This is a genomic window from Deferrisoma camini S3R1, from assembly GCF_000526155.1.
GTDB lineage: Bacteria > Desulfobacterota > Deferrisomatia > Deferrisomatales > Deferrisomataceae > Deferrisoma > Deferrisoma camini.
The window spans coordinates 2,666,917-2,686,481 of record NZ_JAFN01000001.1 but is presented as its reverse complement, the minus strand read 5'-3'; the positions used below and the strand labels follow the sequence as shown (position 1 = coordinate 2,686,481).

Genomic DNA, 19,565 nt, shown 5'->3' with positions numbered 1-19,565 from the left:
AATCGTTCATTCGATCGGAGGGATGCCATGGAGACCTGCAGCGAGACCCTGGTCCACCCCGAGGCGGTGGCGGAGGCCCGGAAGGCCGTCGGCGGGGCGCCGGTGGAGGCCCTGGCCGAGACGTTCAAAGTGCTGGGCGACCCGACCCGGGTGCGGATTCTCCTGGCCCTTTCGGTGCGGGAGCTATGCGTGTGCGACCTGGCCGAGTTGTTCGACGTGAGCCAGAGCGCCGTGAGCCACCAGCTCCGGATCCTCCGGGCCCACCGCCTGGTGCGACCCCGGCGGGAGGGCAGGCTCGTGTACTACCGGCTCGACGACGACCACGTGCGTACCCTGTTCGCCGAGGGGCTGCGCCACGTGAAGGAGGGATGACCATGGCCGAGTCCGCGGTTCGATCCGAGAAGAAAGGGGCTTCCCAAAAGGCCTCCTGCTGCAGCTCGGGGGCGTGCGAAGCCCAGACGCTTCCCCCGGACCCCAAGGAGCCCCTGCAGGGCGCCCGGTACCGTCTCGAGGGGCTCACCTGCGCCTCGTGCGCCGGAAAGATCGAGCGGGAGTTGAACCGGCTCGAAGGGGTGCGGGCCGAGCTCCACTTCGCCTCGTCCACCCTGGTGGTGGAGGCGGAGGATCCGGCCCTGCAGAAGAGGGCCCTGGAGGTGGTGACCCGGATCGAGCCCGAGGTCCGGCCGGTGCGGCTCGACGCCGAGCACCTGGAGGAGGAGCCCCAGGGGGTCTCGCCGATCCTCAAGGTGGTGGCGGCATCGGGCCTCGTCTTCGTCCTCGCGCTCGCGGTGGAACGGTTCGCGCTGCCCGGTGCGGCGGATCTTCCCCTGGGCGACCCCCGGTTCTGGGCCGTGCTGTTTCCCTACGTGCTGGCCTACGCCATCGCGGGCCAGGACGTGGTGCGCCAGGCCGTGCGGGGGGTGCTCCGGGGCGACGTGTTCGGCGAGAGCTTCCTCATGAGCGTGGCCACCCTGGGGGCGTTCGCGATCCGGGAGTTCCCCGAGGCCGTGGCCGTGATGCTGTTCTTCAAGGTGGGCCAGTACTTCGAGGACCGGGCGCTCAACCACTCGCGCCGGTCCATCGCGGCGCTCCTGAAGATCCGGGCCGACTACGCCAACCTGCGCCGCAACGGGGAAACGGTCCGGGTGCCGCCCGAGCAGGTGCGGGTGGGCGACCGGATCCTGGTCAAGCCCGGGGAGAAGGTGCCCCTGGACGGTGTGATCGAGGAGGGCCGGACCACGGTGGACGCCTCGGCCCTCACCGGCGAGTCCCGGCCCCGCTCGGTGGGCGAGGGGGATGAGATCCTCTCGGGCATGGTGAACCGTAGCGGCGTCGTCACCGTGCGGGTCACCAAGCCCTTCGGCGAGTCCACCGTCAAGAAGATCCTCGACCTGGTGGAGACCGCCGCGGCCCGCAAGGCCCCCACCGAGGCGTTCATCACCAAGTTCTCCCGGGTGTACACCCCGGCCGTGGTGCTCGGCGCGGTGCTCCTGGCCGTGACCCCGCCGCTCCTGTACCAGGTGCCGGCCCTGGCGGGGTGGTTCGGCCACCCCGAGACCTATGCCGAGTGGATCTACCGCGCCCTGGTGTTCCTGGTGATCTCGTGCCCCTGCGCGCTGGTGATCTCGATCCCCCTGGGGTTCTTCGGCGGTATCGGCGCGGCGTCGCGCCGGGGGGTGCTCTTCAAGGGGGCCAACTACCTGGAAGGCTTCCGCTCGGTGCGCAGCCTGGTGTTCGACAAGACCGGCACCCTGACCCAGGGGGTGTTCCGGGTGACCCGGGTGGTGCCCCACAACGGCTTCTCCGAGGACGAGCTCCTGGCCCTGGCGGCCGCGGCCGAGAGCCACTCCAGCCACCCCATCGCCCGCTCCGTGGTGGAGGCCTACGGCCGGCCCATCGACGAGGATCGGATCGAGCGCTACGAGGAGATCCCGGCCCACGGCGTGCGCGCCGTGATCGACGGCAGGGAGGTGTTGGCCGGAAACGACCGGATCCTCCACCTGGACGGGGACGACCTGGAGCACGACACCTGTGAGCTCGAAGGAACGGTGGTGCACGTGGCCGTGGACGGCACCTACGCGGGCTACCTGCTCCTGGCGGACGAGCCCCGCCCCGAGGCCCGGGAAACCCTGGAGCGGCTCAGGGCCGAGGGCGTGCGGCAGATGGTCATGCTCACCGGCGACGAGACCCAGGCTGCCGAGGCGGTGGCGCGCAAGCTCGGCCTCGACGCCTACCATGCCGAGCTGCTGCCCCAGGACAAGGTGGAGTGGGTCGAACGGATCAAGGCCGAGCAGGGGGACCCCAAGGCCAAGGTGGCGTTCGTGGGCGACGGCATCAACGACGCGCCCGTGCTGGCGGCCGCGGACATCGGGGTGGCCATGGGCGGGCTCGGCTCCGACGCGGCCATCGAGGCGGCCGACGTGGTGCTCATGGAGGACCGCCTCACGGGCCTGGTGGCCGCGGTGCACGTGGCCCGCCGCACCAACCGGATCGTGCGGGGGAACATCGCCATGGCCCTGGGGGTGAAAGGGGTGTTCATCCTGCTTGGCGCCGCGGGCGTGGCCTCCATGTGGGAGGCGGTGTTCGCCGACGTGGGGGTGGCCGTGCTGGCCGTGCTGAACGCGACCCGTATCCTGAAGGACTCCGGAAGGGCCTGATGGGAAGCGAGGCCGCCCCTGCCGGGACCAAGCCCCGGATCCTCGTGGTGGACGACGACCGGGGTCACCGCACCATGCTGCGGGCACTCCTGGCCGGAGCCGGCTACGAGACCCTTGAGGCCGACGACGGCGACGCCGGGGTGGACGCGGTGCGCACCCACCCGGTGGACGCGGTGCTCCTGGATCTGCGGATGCCCCGGGTGGGTGGCATCGAGGCCCTGGAGGCGATCAAGGCGGTCCGGCCGGATCTGCCGGTGATCGTTCTGACGGCCTACGCCTCGGTGGACACGGCCGTGGCCGCCATGAAGAAGGGCGCGTTCGACTACCTGACCAAGCCGGTGGACGCGGCCGATCTCTCCCGGGTGCTGGACAAGGCCCTGGAGTTTCGCCGGCTGGAGGAGGAGATCCGGCTGCTTCGGGAGCGGCTGGGCGAGCGGTTCGACTTTTCGAGCATCATCGGCCGCAGCCGGCCCATGCGGGAGCTGTTCGAGACCCTGGCCCTGGTGGCCCCTTCGGACGCCACCGTGCTGATCACGGGCGAGTCGGGCACGGGCAAGGAGCTGGTGGCCAACGCCATCCACCAGAACAGCCCCCGCCGGGACAAGCCGTTCGTCAAGGTGAACTGCGCCGCCCTCCACGAGAACCTGCTGGAGAGCGAGCTGTTCGGCCACGAGCGCGGCGCGTTCACCGGCGCCACCGCCCAGAGGAAGGGCCGGTTCGAGCTGGCCCACGGCGGCACCCTGTTCCTGGACGAGATCGGCGACATGAGCCCGGCCACCCAGGCCAAGGTGCTCCGGGTGATCCAGGAGGGGGAGTTCGAGCGGCTGGGGGGAACCCGCACCCTGCGTGTAGACGTGCGGGTGATCGCGGCCACCCACCGGGACCTGGAGGCCATGGTGGCCGAGGGCGCCTTTCGCCAGGACCTGTACTACCGGTTGAGCGTGGTGCCGGTGCACCTGCCGCCGCTCAGGGACCGGCCCGAGGATATCCCCCTCCTGGCCGAGCACTTCCTGCGGATCTACGCCGAGAAGAACCGCAAGCCCGTGGCCGGGTTCACCCCCGAGGCCATGGACCTCCTGGTGCGCCACGACTGGCCGGGCAACGTGCGCGAGCTCCAAAACGCCGTGGAGCGGGCCGTGATCCTGTGCCTGGGGGAGCGCATCACCCCCCAGGAACTCCCCCCCGCTTTGCAAGGGGCGGCGGCCGCAGCGCCCCAGGCCCCCATCCCGGCGGGCCCCCGCACCCTCAAGGACGCCGAGCGCGAGCTGATCCTGCGAACGTTGGAGCAGACCGGGGGCAACCGCACCCGGGCCGCCCAGATCCTCGGCATCTCCCGTCAGACCCTGATCAACAAGCTCAAGGAGTACGGCCGCTCCTGACCGTCCAGCTTTTGGACACCCGAGCCCGCCTGCCCGCCTCCTGGCGTCTTCTTTCTTGACGCCTGCTCCCTCCCGGTTCCCTTCTCTGTCTTTGTTTTTCAAGTGATAACCAGTAATTACAAAAAATTTCCCGCCTTGGCACGCCCCCTGCTTTTCCCATGGGCAACACCAAGCAACGTACAGGAGGTGCTGCCATGAAAACGTTCTGGACCGTTCTGGCCGTCGTCGGCCTGCTCGCCGGGGCCACCGCCCTGGCCGGCTGCTACCCCCATCACCCTTATGGACCGGGCCATCGCCATGGCCCGAGCTGCCCTTACTGAGCCCGGAGGAACCGGTCATGTGGTGCTCGCCCGGCGGATGGATGCGCTGGATGCCCTGGCACGGTCTGTGGGGCCCCTGGGGAGGGCTGGTTACCCTGGCCGTGCTCGGCCTGGTCGTATGGCTCGCGGTGCGGGCCTTTCGGCGGGGGCGGCCGGCCCCCGGGGCGGCCACGTGCCCGGCGTGCGGCGGTGCGGTGGAGCCGGTGTTCTTCCGGTGCCCCCGGTGCGGCCACACCCTCAAAACCCACTGCCCGGGGTGCAGCCGGGTGGTGGAAACGGACTGGATCTACTGCCCCTACTGCGGTCACGAGGCCGCAGGAAGGACATCTTCCCAACCCTCAACCCGAGAAGGAGGTACGTCATGAGCACGAAACGTCTGTGGATCGCGGGAGCCCTGGTGGTGACCCTGGCCGGTGCAGCCCTGGCCGGAAAGGCCGAGGCCTGTTGGGGCTGCAACCCCGCCTGGGCGCCGACCGACCCGGCGGTTCAGGCCCAGGCCGTGGAGATCCGCCAGAAGTACGCGGATGAGTTCACGACCCTGGCGGCCAAGATGCGCACCACGGCCCGGGACCTGGACGAGGCCCTGGCCGCGGGCCAGGCGGACCGGGCCGAGGAGCTGCGGCAGGAGCTCTACGACCTGGAGAAGGAGTACGCCGGGCTGCGGGCCAAGGCGTGGGCCGAGCTGGAAAGGGCCGGGGTGGCTGGCGCGTGGATGCCCGGGCCGTGGGCCTGCCGGTGGCACGACGGCCACCGGGGCATGGGCCGCGGCAGATGGCCCGGGGGATGGGCGGCCCCTGGGGCTGCGACGTCCCGGGCTACCGCTGGTAGACCCGGCCGGCCGGAAGCACCCCGTTCCCTGCTGCCGGGGAAGGGGGCGCTTCCGTTTCGCACCGGCCGCAGCCGCCTCCGCGGTTGCCCCGCGCGGGGGGTGGGGTATGCTCGACAGCGGGGCGCCCAACGGGTGGGCGAGGCCCCCTGAACAGCGGTCGAGGAGGCGGCGTGGACGTCCCGGAAGCGGTCCGCAGACTGAACGAACGGCTCCCCTGGCGCGCCGGCTCGGGCAACTCCCGCCGGCGGTCCAGCGGTTCCACCGGGCCGTGCGGCGCGCGTTCCTGAAGCAGGCGCAGCCTCCGTCCCCGGACCGGATCGCGTCGCTTCTCGCCCCGGACGCCCCGGAGCCCGTGCTCGCCGCCCTAGCCGCGGCGTTCTTCGGGCCCCTGGTCCGCGCCTGAGCGCGTCGCGGTCACGCAACCGGGGCGTCCGCCCCACGCGTCCCGCCGCCGGTCACTCGTCGCACGGCCCCACCTCCGTCCCCTGCTCGTACACCGTGCACGAGATCTGCCGGCCGTTCGTGTCGTACTCGATCACCTTGCCGTCCAGCACCCCGTCCGCGTACGGCGCGACCTGCGAGACCACGCCGTTCTCGTGGTAGCTCGTCGTGAGCCCCTCGCGCTTCCCGTCCGAGAAGAAGGCCACAGAAGCGAGGGTCCCGTCCTCGTAGTACGTGGCGAACACGCCGTCGTAGGCGCCGGACACCAGGTGGTAGGCCGCTGCGGCGGACCCGCTGTCGTAACAGCTCCAGGCGTCCCCCTCGGCCACGCCGTCCACGTAGTCGATCACGTCCCGGTAGTACAGGTTGGGGTAGAACGTGCGTTTCTTCCCGTCCACCGTGCCGTTCGTGTAGTGCAGCGCGCCGTACAGGGAGCCGTCGCCGCTGTAGCTTTTCACGTACCCGTTTCTGGCCTCGTCGCGGATGACGATCTCCCTGTCCAGCGCTCCCGTGTTGAAATAGATGCACTGGTACCCTTCGTCGCACACGCCGTCGTCGTCGGCGTCCTCGTAGCAGATCTCCTCCCTCAGGTCGTCCAGGGGGTAGAGGGTCGTATCGCACTCCTCCGGCAGCGGCCATCCCTCCCACAGCGGCCCGCTGGCCGGGCACGGCGGCGCGCGCTCCGATACCGCCGTGGTCAGGGAGAGGTCCAGTTCGGCGGTGCGGGTGCCCCCGCAACCGTCCCCCTCGCACGCCGGGTCCACGGCCACGAACAGCAGGTGCCACCCGTCCAGGGCGAGCTCTGCCACGTCGGGCACGGCGACCGACCCGGCGCCCTCGGCCACCAGTTCCACCTCTGCGTCCGGCCGGTACCGGTACCGGAGCGCGCGCAGGGGGAACCCGGCCAGGTCCCCCTTGAGTTCGGCCGCCAGGACGGCGCCGACGCCCACCCCCGGGTCGGTGAGCAGGACCTTGAACACCTGCGCCGACAGGTCGGGGGAAGAAGCCGTGAGTTCGGCCGAGGGCGTCGACCGCGCGAGGCGCATCGTCTGGGCCGAGCCCGCCAGGGCCGAGAGCACCTGGGGGGTCACGTCCGGGGACAACCGTCCCGTCGCGTAGCGTTCCACGAACTCGGGCCACCACGCCTCCACGGGATCCTCCGCGGCCGCCAGGAACGACTGGATCGCGGTGGCGCCGTCGCGGATGCGCTCGTACATCCCCACCACCACGCTGTCACCGTGCTCGTCCGCCAGGTACCCCACCGCAGCGGCCATGCCGTACCCGTACGCCTGGGCGGTCTTGTCCCCTTGCGAGGTCTCCCGGCCGATCCCCTGGAACGGCTCGTGCTCGTTGCCCTCGCGCACCGTGGAGACGTACCCCGCGCCCCCGGCGAACCGGCCCTCGGCCCACACGGCGCACGCCTCGTCGAGCCACAACGTGTCGCTGGCGCCGCTCCCCGGCACGTACAGCTCCTGCACGAGGTGGAGGAACTCGTGGAACACCGTGGCCCGCACGTTCGAGGCGTCGTCGAGCTTCTTCGCGTTGAACTCCAGATACAGGTCGTTGTCGTCCCCCGACACGCTGTAGCCGAAGACGGTGTCCTGGAGCGGTTTGACCGTGACCGCCACCGGCCACTCGGTGCGGGGGCTGTAGTCGAACCCGGCCGCCTCGTACGCCCCATACGCGTCCTCCAGGTATCCGCCCAGGGCCTCCACGTACGCCTGCGTCTGGGACTCCGACCACGGGCTGGCCGCCGGGACGTACGCGATCGCGAAGTGCGCGGTGTCGTGCGTGACAGTCCCCCAGAGCCCCTGGAAGAACCAGGAGGCGGTCTCCCCGACGTCCGGGGCGGCCCGGCCCGTCCTTCCGGCGGCGGGCGGCGCCGCCGGCAGCTCCACCGAGCACACGCCGTCGTCGTCCACCACGCACGCCAGCAGGCGGTAGCCCAACACTTCGTCGTCCAGGCTCCTGGCGTACGCGTTCCGGCCGAGGGCCACCGCCATCTCGGTCCCCGGCGCAACCCCCTGCGGGCGCCACACGATCCGGGGCCGCTCGTCGCGTTCGGCCGGGAACCCGTCGATGCGGTACAGGGCCGTGGCACCCGTCCCCTCCCCGAACGGCGCCCCGTCGTCCGAGCGGGACAGCACGACCGTGGCCTCGTCCGCCCACGCGTTCTCCGGCACCTGGACCGTCACCCCTTCGTCGCTCACCTCGCCGCCCCCGGCCCCGATCTCCGCGGACGCCACCGGACGGAACGCGTCGTCCTGGCCGGACGGCGCCCCTGTCGCGCCGCCGCCCCCACCACCCCCGCCGCAGGAAGCGGTCCAAACGAGCCCCGAAAGCAGCAACAGCAGGGAACCGACCGTTCGTCTCGTCATCGCGACCCCTCCTCGTCACGGCGGTGGAGAGCCACCGGGGCAACGGGCGGGCCTGCAAACGATTGCGCTCCAGTTGCACCCGGACAGGGTTTCGGGCACGGATTCTGTGTAGTCTCGCAAATGTCGTGCCTGGATACGAACAACAACTTTCTCCTGTTTTGATGCGGAAAACCGGCAACCCCAAGCCATCTCCGCCAACGGCCTGTGGTACCGGTTTCCGTATTTCGGAAAACGCCTACCCCCTCGGCAACGCCTCGTTCTTGTTCGAAACCCCGAACCCTCGGGAAACGGGGTCTGTTTTCTCCCGGTTTCCTCGGTGCGGCAGCGACCTCAGGGCCCCTACTCCGGCCGCAGCCGGGTGGCGGGCACCGGCTGGACCTTCTGTCCCTACTGCGGACGGAGCCCCGCCGAAGGCGCCCCTCCCCGAACCCAACCCGAACCAGAAAGAGGTGCGTCATGAAACGAAGCACCTGTGATCGCCGGAGGCCTGACCGTGGCCCTCGCCGGAACGGCCCTGGCCGGAAAGGCCGAGGCCTGTTGGGGCTGCAACCCCGCCTGGGCGCCGACCGACCCGGCGGTGCAGGCCCAGGCCACGGAGATCCACCAGAAGTACGCGGATGAGTTCACGACCCTGGCGGCCAAGATGCGCACCACGGCCCGGGACCTGGACACGGCCCTGGCCGCGGGCGAGGCGGACCGGGCCGAGGAGCTGCGGCAGGAGCTCTACGACCTGGAGAAGGAGTACGCCGGGCTGCGGGCCAAGGCGTGGGCCGAGCTGGAAGGGGCCGGGGTGGCTGGCGCGTGGATGCCCGGGCCATGGGCGTGCCGGTGGCACGACGGCCACGGCTGGGGACCCGGGCCGCGGCAGATGGCCCGGGGTACGATGGCGTGGGGGGACGACTGCCCCTGGTAGACCCGACTTGAGCCGCCCGGGGCAAGCTCCGGGCGGCTCAACCCTCGGAGCGGTACGCGCGCGTGAACCGCAGGAACCTCTCCAGGGCCGGCGCCGGGCGCTTGGCCCGGAGCCGCACCTCGAAGAAGGTGCGCCGCACCCGGAAACCCTCCACCGCCAGGCGCACCAGCTCGCCCCGGGCCAGCTCGTCCCTCACCGTGAGCTCCGAGAAGTACGACACCCCGAGCCCGGCGATCACCGAGCGTTTGATCGCCTCCACCGAGCCCAACTGCACGCCCTCGGGGCAGGGCAGCCCGCGGCCAAGGCAGTACGCCTCGACCGTGCGGCGGGTGGCCGAGCCGGGCTCCCGCACGAACACCCGGTAGCGCCAGATCTCCTCCAGGGTCATCCCCTGTTTTCCGGTCCGGGGTCCCGGTGCCTCGCCAGTCCCCCCCCGAGCCCCCCGCCCTCCCGCCCGCTGCCTGGTGGAAAGGGGGAGGGGGGGCAAGGGGATGGCCGGGGGCGCACGCGAAGAAGATCTCGTCCTCTTGGAACGGCTCGGCCACGAGCTCGGCTGCGGCCACGGCCTCGCCCACGTACGCCACGTCGAAGACGTTTCGGAGCAACCCCTCCAGGATGTGCGCCGAGTTCTCGATCTCCAGAGTGACGTCGATCCCCGGGTGCCGGGCCGTGAACCGGGCGATGAGCCCGGGCAGGAAGTAGGTGCCGATGGACGTGCTGGCCCCCACCCGCACCGACCCCCGGCGCCCGTCCCTCAGGGCTTCGAACGCCTCTCCCAGTTCTGCCACTTCCGCCTCGATCCGCTCCACCCGGTTCAGCAGCGTGCGGCCGGCATCCGTCAGGAACACGCGCTTCCCGATTTGCTCCACCAGGGGCACGCCGAGGATCTCGGTAAGGCTGCGCACCTGGGCCGATATGGCCGGCTGGGTGAGCCCGAGCTCCTCGCCGGCCCGGGTGAAGCTGCGGTGCCGGGCCACGGCCCGGAATACGCGAAGCTGGTGGAGGGTGAGACGCCGAAGGTCCATGAACCAAAACTACATGAATGAGAAGAAGAAAAACAATCAATTTCCTTTTACTTCGTCCGGGGGCTACCCTGGTCCCATGGAGCAGATGGCAGCCGTTTTGGGGATCGGGCTGTTGGGCGGGGTCGTGTCGGGGTTTCTCGGGATCGGCGGCGGCATCGTCACGGCCCCGCTTCTTCTGTACGTCCCCCCGGGCCTGGGGCTTGCGGCGCTGTCCATGCACCAGGTCAGCGGGCTCACCATCGCGCAGTCCCTGTTTGCGGGGTTCCTGGGTGCGTTCTCCCACGCACGGCGGGGCTCGGTGGACCCGGGGCTGGCCGGGATCATGGCGTCGGTGATATTCGTAGCGTCCTTGGCCGGAGCATTGCTATCGCGGTACGTTTCCCCTGACGGGTTGCTGGCCGTGTTCGGGGTGCTGGTGCTTGCCGCAGGGGTCCTGCTGTTCCGGCCTCCGCGGGCGCCCGAGGATCGGCCGCGCAGGCCCGGCGGTTTTTCCCGGCGGGGGGCGGCGGGCGTCGCCTCGGTGGTGGGGGTTGTCGGCGGGCTCGTCGGGCAGGGGGGGTCGTTCCTGCTCATCCCGGCTATGACCGGGCTGCTGCGGGTGCCGCTCCGGGTGGCCATGGGGAGCAACTTGGTGATCGTGTGCGCCTCATCCCTTGCGGGGTTTCTGGGGAAGGCCGCCACGGGGCAGGTGCCGTTCCCCCTGGCTCTGGCACTCATCGCCGGGGTGATGCCCGGGGTGCGGGTGGGGGCCTGGTGGCACCATCGCACTTCGACGCGGGTGCTGCGGCTGGTGCTGGGGCTGGTGCTCCTGGCCGCGGGCACGCGGATCGCGTGGGACCTGTTCGTGGACCGAGCCGTGGGCTGAATGAGGAGAGAAAGGTCATGAATCCCTTTCGGAAGAAGAAGACCCTGATGGGCGTGTCGCGCACCTGCGGGTGAGCGGCCAAGGTGGATCCGACGGTCCTGTCGGATGCGCTGAAGCACCTGCCCCGGTGCGACGACCCGGACCTCCTGGTGGGGTTCGAGACCTCGGACGACGCGGCCGTTTACCGGGTGGCCCCAGACGTGGCCCTGGTCACCACGGTGGACTACATCACGCCGGTGGTGGACGACCCGGTGTGGTTCGGCCGGATCGCGGCGGCCAACTCCCTGTCGGACGTGTGGGCCATGGGCGGCCGGCCCGTGACCGCCTTGAACCTGGTGAACTTCCCGGCCGGCACCCTGGACCCGGGGATCCTGCGGGACATGCTCCGGGGCGGGGCCGAGAAGGTGGCCGAGGCCGGCGCCTGCCTGGCCGGGGGTCACACCGTGGACGACCCCGAGCCCAAGTACGGCCTGGCGGTCACCGGCGTGGTCCACCCGGACCGGGTGCTCACGAACCGGGGCGCCCGGCCGGGCGACGCCCTGGTGCTCACTAAGCCCCTGGGCACGGGCGTGATCTTCAACGCCAACCGGGCGGGGAAGTACCCGAAGGACCTGCTGGAGGGCGCGGTCCTGCCCGTGGCGGCCGCCTTGAACCGGGTTCCGCTGGAGACGGCCCTCCGGCACGGGGTGCACGCCCTCACCGACATCACGGGGTTTGGGTTCGCGGGCCATGCCCTGGAGATGGCCCGGGGCTCGGGGGTGCGGCTCGCCGTGTCGTTCCGGGCGCTTCCCCTGTACCCGGCCGCGGCCGAGATGTACGCAGCGGGCGTGACCACGGGCTCCAACGCGGGCAACCGGCGGGTCTGCGGCGATCAACTGATCGTCCGGGCCCCGCTCCGGCCGGAGCAGGAGGAGCTCCTGGTGGACCCCCAGACCTCGGGAGGGCTCCTGATCGCCCTGCCGGAGGGGAAGGCCCAGGCCCTCGTGGCAGAACTCCACGCGGCCGGTGTTCCCTGGGCCGCTGTGGTGGGCCGGGTGGAGGAGGGGGAGCCCGCCCTGGTGATCAAGGACTGATGCCGGATGGTGGGGGGAGTGGAAGTCCTCCCGGATTGCCGGGGGGGGCGCTGTCGGCGCGTTTGGTCTGATAAAATCGGGTGTTGACGCCGTGGGAAAGGGTTTGGCAGGATGTTGCGCCGGATGACAAGGGGAGAGCGCCAAGAGTAGAGGACCGGGGGGAATCCGGATGATCCACCGGCCCACGGACGGGCAACAACAGATCCCAAACACGTAACGACACGAAGCGGCAGCCGGCCAGGGCACCCGCCCTGAGCCGCCTGCCGCTTTTTTGTGCCATCCCCCAGGCAGGCCCCGGGAGGGGCGAAGGAGAAAGGAGCCGTTCATGAAGCGCAGCCTCGCATGGGTGACGATCCTGCTGATCTGGGCACTGGCCGTGGCCGGATGCGGCGGCGGGGGTGGGGGAGGATCGAGTTCCGGGGGAGTGTCGGACCGCATCGTGGCCGGCGCGAACCAGGCGATTCTGGGCCCCTTGGTCGGGGCGGAGGTGCGCGCGTATCTCCTGACGGACCTATCCACCCCAGTGGCGGGGTCGGTCACCACAATGGACGCCCCCGACCTCTCGGTGGCGGGCACGTTCGATCTTCCGTTGCCAGGGGTTGACGACGAAGAGTGGGTTCTCGTGGAGGTGCGTGGGGGTACCGACGTGGATCCGGACGACGACGGGGTGCGGGACGATCCGGGCACAGCCAATCAGGGGGCGGTGCGCGCGGTTGCCAAGGCAAAGGATGTGCGAGCGGGTGTGTTCGTGAATGCCCTCACGGAAGCGGCGTACCAGGTGCTTCGTAGCAACCTGGAACGGAGGCTCTACACAGATCCGAGCGCACTCGAGTCGGATCTGGCGGTGGTGGCGGGGGCGCTGCTGCAAGAGCCCCTGGAGCCCGGGGCGAGCGAGATCTCATACCGGGATCTCCTTCGCTTCCACCCGCGGCAGGAGGCCGACCGTGCCGCGCTGAAGGTTCCCTACGAACGGTTCTTGCCGAACCGGGACGAGACGGGCTGGGTAGATCTGGTGCACCGGGGGGCTGCGCCGGAGGAATTCCTGGCGTGGCTCCGGGCCCAAGCCGGGGTCGAGCCGAGCGCGTTCGAGATCGGGGCCCCGGTGACCGTGGCGGCCCAGGTGCAAGTGCCGGCGAATCGGGACGGTGTGACCGCAGAGGATGTTCAGATCACGAGTTTTGCCCCGGCGGCGGGGGAGGAAACGGATACCGAGGGCGTAGTGGTCTCCGACACGAAGCCCTCACTCGTCATGGCCGAGGACGCCGATGGCAACACCCTGCTGCTCAGTTACCACGTGCCCACCGAACTCCAGAACCGGGTGGCGGGGCGTCGCGGGGCGCGATTGGGGCGTCTGTACGACCTTGCGGGCGAGACGGAGGTGGAACTCTCGGTCCGCTCCACGGCATTGGCTCTGGTGATGCTCCGTATCGGCGGGGACTTGGCGCCGGAAGAAAAGGCCATGTTGGCCGCCGACGTGTTGGCCCACGAAGAATTCGAGGCACTGGTGTCGGATCTGGAGGAGGCCTACAAGGCGGACGCTTTCGTGCTCGATCGGCTCATGACGTATGACGGCATCGTCCAGCGCATCGGGCGCATCGCAGACGACGTGTTCAATGCGTACGTGGAGGAAGTGACGGGCGAAAGCCTCTCGGCGTTGCAACAGGCGGATCGACGGGCTCCGCGGTCCTTGTTTGCCGCGGTCATTGACGATTTTTGGTGGGGGAGCGTCTGGGACAACGACGAACCCTGGACGTGGTACACCGACAACAGCGTCGGATGGCTGACAATCAATTCGGCGGCGCCGCCGTTTTTGGCTTATGCGCCCCAGGGTAACAAGATGGCCGTGGGCAACCCGACGCTGACGTATTACGCCATGGAGTACTACCGGGACACCGGCGGCCAGATCGTGAAGCCGGACGACTGGATCCTGGTTCCTCGGGCGACGAGCCTCATACAGAAGCTTCGGAACTCCGGGGCGGAGCAGTTCGTGATCGCGCCGCGGCGCGACTGGGCGTACACGCCCAGGGAGTGGAACCCGGAAGTGGTGCACGTCCAGTTCAGCAAGTGGAGTCCCTGGCCGGTGGCCGCTCTCAACGTGCTGACCGGTGGCGTGTATATTATGGATATTCTTGCAGATGCGAAACCAGTGAAGGAGACAGTTGAGTGTACGGCAGAGAGCATAATAAAAGATGCGACGAAACTGACAGCCCTTGCGAAGGATGGCGTTGATCTGCTGAGCACGATTAGCTACGGAGACCGAGATGGGTTCCTGTCGTCTGTTGCAAGTCAGCTTCCTAGCATCTTCGAATGGGCGGTGGAAGACTTTGTTCCTTGGGGATGCGTGAGAGAAGCTGCTGGGAAACTGTTGCAAGGAACCTGGGTCGCAAAGATAGCAGGGAAGATCTCCGCCAAAGTCTCCAACCCGGCCGGATGGGCGGCAATCCTCTTTGACGCGGCGAACGGGTTAGCCCCGTATACCGCCTCGGTTGTGGGGGCGCCGAAGAACCCGGGGTACGACGTGGTGTGGACGGAGGGAACTTTCACTACGGTCGAGCGGAACGACGAAGCTCCGGCGGCGGTGGACGAGGAGGGCAATGCTGTATACCAGTCGCCGGTTGCGGCCTTCACGTACCAGCAACAAAGCGGCCTCACCTATCGGTTCGACGCCACGGGCTCTCGGGTCGACCTGGCAGGCACACCGAGTTACACATGGACGATCGAGGGGGTCACCTACACCGATGCAGTGGTGGACCACACCTTTTCGGCCGCAGGCGAACAGACGATCCGGCTCCGTGTGGAGGACGGGCTGGGGCAATACGACGAGAAGACGCTCCAAGTGGTTGTCAGGAACGGCCGTCCGCCGGAGCCCGTGTTCGAGCCGGAGTGCGCCGCGAGTTACGACGCAACGCGCGGCGAGTGGCGTGTTGGGGTGCGGGCGGAGTTCCAGGACCCGGATCCGGGGGACTTGGTGACCCGGACAACGGTCTATCCGACCCCTGCCCCGGGGGCTCAGGCTGCAGCAACGAGTGTCGGGGCCGGCGGCATGTTCGAGTTGGTGTACCCGGACGACGAGTTCGACGTGTTCACGGTTAAGATTGTGGCTGAGGACCTCGCCGGGAACCGGGCGGAAGCCCTGTGCGTGGCGCGGGGGACCACCGAGTGGGGCGCCCCGACCGGGCTCCAGGCCACACCGGGGGACGGCCAGGTGGACCTCGTGTGGAACGCGGTAGAAGGCGCTACCTCGTACGTGATTCGCGTGTATGACGCAAACGGTGGTCTCATCGAGTGGCGGAACACGCCCTCGACCTTCACGACGGTCACAGGATTGGAGGACGGGAAAGAGTACGCGTTCAGCGTTTCGGCGGTGGACGAGGACGGCCGCGCGAGCCCGATGTCGGAGGCGGTGACCGTCACCGTGGGGAGTGGGGGTGGGAGCAGTATCCCAACAGACGGCTTGATTGCGTACTACCCCTTCGACGGTGACGCCGACGATGCGAGTGGCAACGGGTATCACGGAACTTTGCAGGGAAGTCCGTCGTTCACGGCAGATCGAAGCGGTGTGGCAAACGGAGCGATTTATCTGGACGGCGGTGATGATTTTGTATCGGTGGAATCCTTAAATGAATCAACATTGGCTCTGGGGGATTTTACGATTTCTTTGTGGTACAGGGCCGATGACGATAGGTACTATAGCGGATTAATTACATCGACCGATGGTAGTGCTTGGGGGCTTACAGGATTCAGTGTCGTTCGGAGAAATAGCACTTTTATCATTGGGGGATACCGTGCACGTTACCCCGGGAAGGTGGAACTTGGTGCGACAGTCGATGACGATACAGGGGAGTGGCACCATGTGGCAATGGTAAGAGACACAGGTAATTCAAAGGCATACCTATATTATGATGGAGTCTTGGTGGCAGAATCTACAGATGTTGACTCTGAAATTGCTGTATCTCCCCAAAGTTTTGTGATGTTTGGAAGGTATGTATATCAACCAGAGGGGCGGGATGTGTACTTCCGGGGTGCTTTGGATGAAGTGCGGATATACAGTACTGCGTTGTCGCCTGAAGAAATTGCTCAATTGGCGAGATTGAATTCGGTTCGATCGGATCTAGACGAGTGGATTCTCTTCGACCATTTCGAAGAGGATCGGGTCCACAGAACGATCTGGAAAGTAAGACCCGATGGGAGTGAGTTGACGATGTTAACGGATCCAAATGAGATCTCGTTCAGTCCGGCAATGAGCCATGATGGAACTATGGTCGCCTTTTCTCGTATCGAGAATAGCGACGACAAGGCAGACATCTATATCATGGATCCGGATGGTAGATCTGTAAGGAGGTTGACGTACTTATCGGAAGATGGAAAAAGTGCTTATTGGCCTTCTTGGTCCCCGGACGATACAAAGATAGTGTTTAATGCTGGGGTTCCGGGGCGAGGTGAGACGTATGAAATATATACCGTAGATGTCGAAACGGGCGTAGTGACGCAGTTGACAAACAACGAGTCAATAGACCAGCTTCCTATTTTTCACCCACAGACTGGAAAAATAGTTTTTCTCACTGCGAGAAATGGCCTGCAGTATGAGATCTACGTTATGAATGAAGACGGTAGCGATCAAAGTGCGTACTTGCCCGTAGAATTTCGTGCAAAGGGGGGGATAGACTTTACACAAGACGGTCGATACTTAGTGACCGTAGAACACCCGTACCCGGAGCAGTTGGCCATCATTGATACTAACACGTGGGACATATCTAGACCTAGAAGAACCGACGATGTCGATGACCCCACTTTCTCTCCAGATGGGTCGCGTGTTGTTATTGACCCTGGATACAATAACTATAATACATATATTTATGTCATGAATAGAGATGGAACAGGCCTCTACAAAGTGACAGACATGACCGGTCATGCGCCGTTTTGGTGGGGGAGGCAATGACACTGGTGTCCAAAAACGAATAACAGAGGTTCTGGGGAGGGGGCCAACAGGGGACAACTTATAAAGTTGTTCTCACACCTCCCTCAACCCCGCCCACGGCGTGGGGAGGAGACGCCGCGGTCTCGGGGACGTTGTGCCCGCTCAAGTGTCGGCGACAGCCCCGGGGCCCGGCCGGGTCGTGAGGGGGGGGAACGGGGGAACGGAGCGCTGCCGGGTTGCGCAAACGCGCGCTCCCAGCGCACTCTCTTGTCCGGCGGCCACAGGCCGCCCTATGGACTGGAGACGCATCACCGTGGACCCGGCCACCATGAACGGACAACCTTGTATCCGAGGCATGCGGATCACGGTGCGCAGGGTCCTCGAAGCTCTGTCCACGCTCCCTGACCTTGCCGCGGTGCTCCAGGAATATCCGGAACTCGAAGAGGAGGACATCCGGGAGGCCCTGGACTTCGCGGCCCACAATCTTTGTGACGAGACCATCGACTTGGACGCGGCGTGAGACGGGTGCTCTTGGATCAAGGATTACCCCGTTCCACGGCAAGAACCCTCACGAGGGCACGGGTGGGACGCGGTTCATGTGGGGAATGTGGGCCTCGCAAGAGCGTCGGACGCGCACATTCTCTCGGTGGCAGACGAGGATGAGCGGGTGGTTGTCACGCTCGACGCCGATTTCCACGCGATCTTGGCGACGAGCGGCCGAAAAGGCCCTTCGGTGATTCGGATTCGCCGCGAAGGGATGACCGGGGCCGACGTGGCGGAGTTACTCCTGCGCTGCTGGCCCAAAATCGAGAAGGATCTTCAGGCTGGCGCAATGGTTTCCATCACCGACACCTCCATCCGGATCCATCGGCTGCCGGCCGGGTCGTGAGGGGTGGAGAGGCGGAAGGGGGCGCTACTGTCCTGTTGCTAAGCGCCTACGCAGGAGCGACGCACTCCCCAGGCACGCCCTGGAGATGGCCCGGGGCTCGGGGGTGCGGCTCGCGGTGTCGTTTCGGGCGCTTCCCCTGTACCCGGTCGCGGCCGAGATGTACGGAGAGGCGCCGGTGCCGCGGCAATTGGGCTTCATGAAAAGGGAGATCGAGGTTCCGGACGACTTCGACGAGATGGGTGCGGGGCGATGGGGCTCTGTTTGGGTGACCCGGGAGGGATCCGGGCGGCGTATGGGGCTATTCGGAAGTTGTCGTTGCGAATAGCCCCATACCCGGGTATCCTGCTGAAACCCCGATGGAAAACGATGACGTGCAGGAGCCGGCCCCATGACGTCGCCCCTCGTTCCCCGGACACTCGCCCCGGTCTTGGCCTCCCGGTTCCAGTCCTACCCGGTGGTCACCCTTACCGGGCCCCGGCAGAGCGGAAAGACCACGCTCTGCCGGATGGTCTTCCCAGACAAACGGTACGCCAACCTGGAGCGGCCCGACGTGAGGCGGTTTGCCCTGGAGGACCCCCTGGGGTTCCTGGCCCAGTTTCCCGATGGCGCAGTGATCGACGAGATACAAAGGGCGCCGGACTTGGTGTCGTACATCCAGGCCCGGGTGGACGAGACCCCCCGGAAGGGGCTTTTCATTCTCACCGGCAGCCAGCAGCTCGACGTCTCGGCCCGGGTCACCCAGTCGTTGGCGGGGCGCACGTCGGTGCTTCGGCTGCTTCCTTTCGGCATGGAGGAACTGGAGGGCACGTCCTGGTTTCCCCCGTCGGTGGAACGGGCCTTGTACGCCGGGTTCTACCCCCGGATCCACCGGGATCGCCTCGACCCCACGGTGGCTTTGGGCGATTATTTCGAGACATACGTGGAGCGGGACCTGCGGCAGATCGTGAACATCCGCGATCTCCACCTGTTCCAGCGTTTCGTGGGGCTGTGCGCCGGTCGGATCGGTCAACTGCTCAACCTGGATGCTTTGGCAGCGGACACGGGGGTGAGTCGAACCACGGCGCGGGCCTGGATTGCCGCGCTCGAGGCGAGCTATGTGGTGTTCCTGCTCCAACCGTATCACGCCAACGTGGCCAAGCGGCTCGTAAAGCGCCCCAAGCTCTACTTCCACGATGTGGGGCTGGCGGGTTTCCTGTTGGGGATCGAGGAAGAGGGGCAGTTGGTTCGCCACCCGCTGCGCGGCCCCCTGTTCGAAAACCTCGTGGTGTCCGAGGCGTTGAAACACCGCCTCCACCGGGGTCAGAGACCCAACCTGTTCTTCTACCGCGATCGCAAGGGGAACGAGGTAGATCTCGTGATCGAAGTGAAGGGGGTGCCGGTTCCCGTGGAGATCAAGGCCGGCCAAACCGTGGCCCCCGATTACTTTCGGGGACTCCGGTCCTTCGAGAAGGCTTTTGGGCCCCTGCCCTTGGACGGGGCCGTGGTGTACGCCGGGCAGGAAAGCCGCGTGCAGCACGGGTGGCGGGTGGTGCCCTGGACCCAGGTGCCTGCATTCCTCAAGGCCGCCATGTGAGTGAGGAGTGTGAGTGAGGAGGGACGCAGGCAAGTTTTAAAGTTTTGAGACCGCCATGGCCTGCCACTGGCTGACCCTAGGAAACCAGCATGCTCCGCCCCCGGGGAAGGCAGGGGGCTGGTCGAAAAGTAAGCGCCCTATAACCGCTTCTGTTCGGGGTGACCTGGGCCTGGCATCCTCCGGACCGACTCGAAGAACTCATTTCTCTGTCGGATCGGTGGGCACGTTTGCATGCCGACCGCCTGACGTATGTTTTGGAAAAAACGTCAGAAGCCGCTGATCTGCAGGCCTTTGTCAAGGGCCCA

At 67.2% G+C, this 19,565-nt stretch carries 15 protein-coding genes and 1 pseudogene; 13 read left to right on the top strand and 3 right to left on the bottom strand.

Annotation, left to right across the window (positions count from 1 at the left end; genetic code table 11):
- The first annotated feature begins 27 nt into the window (after positions 1-27).
- From DEFCA_RS0111825 to DEFCA_RS0111810, 6 genes are all read left to right on the top strand, one after another.
- Entirely contained in the window at positions 28-372 is a 345-nt protein-coding gene (locus tag DEFCA_RS0111825; RefSeq protein WP_025323228.1) for an ArsR/SmtB family transcription factor, read from the top strand.
- A 2-nt stretch (positions 373-374) separates the two neighbouring features.
- Positions 375-2,657, top strand: coding sequence for a heavy metal translocating P-type ATPase (locus DEFCA_RS0111820; RefSeq protein ID WP_025323227.1), 2,283 nt, complete (start codon positions 375-377; stop codon positions 2,655-2,657).
- Entirely contained in the window at positions 2,657-4,036 is a 1,380-nt protein-coding gene (locus tag DEFCA_RS0111815) for a sigma-54-dependent transcriptional regulator (RefSeq protein ID WP_025323226.1), read from the top strand. Before DEFCA_RS0111820 ends, DEFCA_RS0111815 begins: the two co-directional genes overlap by 1 nt.
- A 194-nt stretch (positions 4,037-4,230) precedes the next feature.
- The gene (locus DEFCA_RS24235; RefSeq protein WP_281173769.1) at positions 4,231-4,356 is read left to right on the top strand and encodes a hypothetical protein; all 126 of its coding nucleotides are present in this window, start codon (positions 4,231-4,233) and stop codon (positions 4,354-4,356) included.
- 17 nt (positions 4,357-4,373) lie between these two features.
- Positions 4,374-4,721 carry a zinc ribbon domain-containing protein gene (locus tag DEFCA_RS21545; protein WP_084319137.1) on the top strand — a complete coding sequence of 116 codons (348 nt, stop codon included), beginning with the start codon at positions 4,374-4,376 and terminating at the stop codon, positions 4,719-4,721.
- Positions 4,718-5,335, top strand: a complete 618-nt coding sequence (locus DEFCA_RS0111810) for an OmpH family outer membrane protein (RefSeq protein ID WP_025323225.1) — start codon at positions 4,718-4,720, stop codon at positions 5,333-5,335. Before DEFCA_RS21545 ends, DEFCA_RS0111810 begins: the two co-directional genes overlap by 4 nt.
- A gap of 305 nt (positions 5,336-5,640) precedes the next feature.
- On the opposite strand, the gene DEFCA_RS0111800 is transcribed toward DEFCA_RS0111810, so the two are convergent.
- A complete protein-coding gene (locus DEFCA_RS0111800; RefSeq protein ID WP_169709564.1) occupies positions 5,641-8,004 on the bottom strand; it encodes a toxin-antitoxin system YwqK family antitoxin in 2,364 nt (787 codons plus the stop codon).
- A 493-nt stretch (positions 8,005-8,497) separates the two neighbouring features.
- Here DEFCA_RS0111800 and DEFCA_RS0111795 point away from each other — a divergent pair, with 493 nt between their 5' ends.
- Complete coding sequence (locus DEFCA_RS0111795) at positions 8,498-8,917, top strand: OmpH family outer membrane protein (RefSeq protein ID WP_169709563.1); 420 nt, start codon at positions 8,498-8,500, stop codon at positions 8,915-8,917.
- A gap of 37 nt (positions 8,918-8,954) precedes the next feature.
- Here the strand turns inward: DEFCA_RS0111795 and DEFCA_RS24230 are convergent, their stop codons facing one another.
- Complete coding sequence (locus tag DEFCA_RS24230; protein WP_281173768.1) at positions 8,955-9,404, bottom strand: LysR substrate-binding domain-containing protein; 450 nt, start codon at positions 9,402-9,404, stop codon at positions 8,955-8,957.
- A 64-nt stretch (positions 9,405-9,468) separates the two neighbouring features.
- Positions 9,469-9,942: pseudogene (locus DEFCA_RS24705) on the bottom strand (LysR family transcriptional regulator); the annotation flags it as partial.
- Positions 9,943-10,018: 76 nt separating this feature from the next.
- Between DEFCA_RS24705 and DEFCA_RS0111780 the strand changes: the two are divergent.
- The 6 genes from DEFCA_RS0111780 to DEFCA_RS0111750 all read left to right on the top strand — a co-directional run bounded on the left by DEFCA_RS0111780 (position 10,019) and on the right by DEFCA_RS0111750 (position 19,260).
- Complete coding sequence (locus DEFCA_RS0111780) at positions 10,019-10,807, top strand: sulfite exporter TauE/SafE family protein (RefSeq protein WP_169709562.1); 789 nt, start codon at positions 10,019-10,021, stop codon at positions 10,805-10,807.
- An 83-nt stretch (positions 10,808-10,890) separates the two neighbouring features.
- Positions 10,891-11,880 carry a selenide, water dikinase SelD gene (gene selD, locus DEFCA_RS0111775; RefSeq protein ID WP_025323219.1) on the top strand — a complete coding sequence of 330 codons (990 nt, stop codon included), beginning with the start codon at positions 10,891-10,893 and terminating at the stop codon, positions 11,878-11,880.
- A gap of 325 nt (positions 11,881-12,205) precedes the next feature.
- Positions 12,206-16,819, top strand: coding sequence for a LamG-like jellyroll fold domain-containing protein (locus tag DEFCA_RS0111770; RefSeq protein ID WP_025323218.1), 4,614 nt, complete (start codon positions 12,206-12,208; stop codon positions 16,817-16,819).
- Positions 16,820-17,090: 271 nt separating this feature from the next.
- Positions 17,091-17,318: a DUF433 domain-containing protein gene (locus DEFCA_RS0111765; protein ID WP_025323217.1), complete on the top strand. Its 228-nt coding sequence runs from the start codon at positions 17,091-17,093 to the stop codon at positions 17,316-17,318.
- Positions 17,319-17,396: 78 nt separating this feature from the next.
- On the top strand, positions 17,397-17,687 hold the full coding sequence (locus tag DEFCA_RS19540) for a DUF5615 family PIN-like protein (protein WP_342672959.1): 291 nt from the start codon (positions 17,397-17,399) through the stop codon (positions 17,685-17,687).
- A 388-nt stretch (positions 17,688-18,075) separates the two neighbouring features.
- Positions 18,076-19,260 (top strand): ATP-binding protein, encoded by a 1,185-nt coding sequence (locus DEFCA_RS0111750; protein WP_025323215.1) that lies wholly within the window; start codon positions 18,076-18,078, stop codon positions 19,258-19,260.
- Positions 19,261-19,565: the final 305 nt, after the last annotated feature.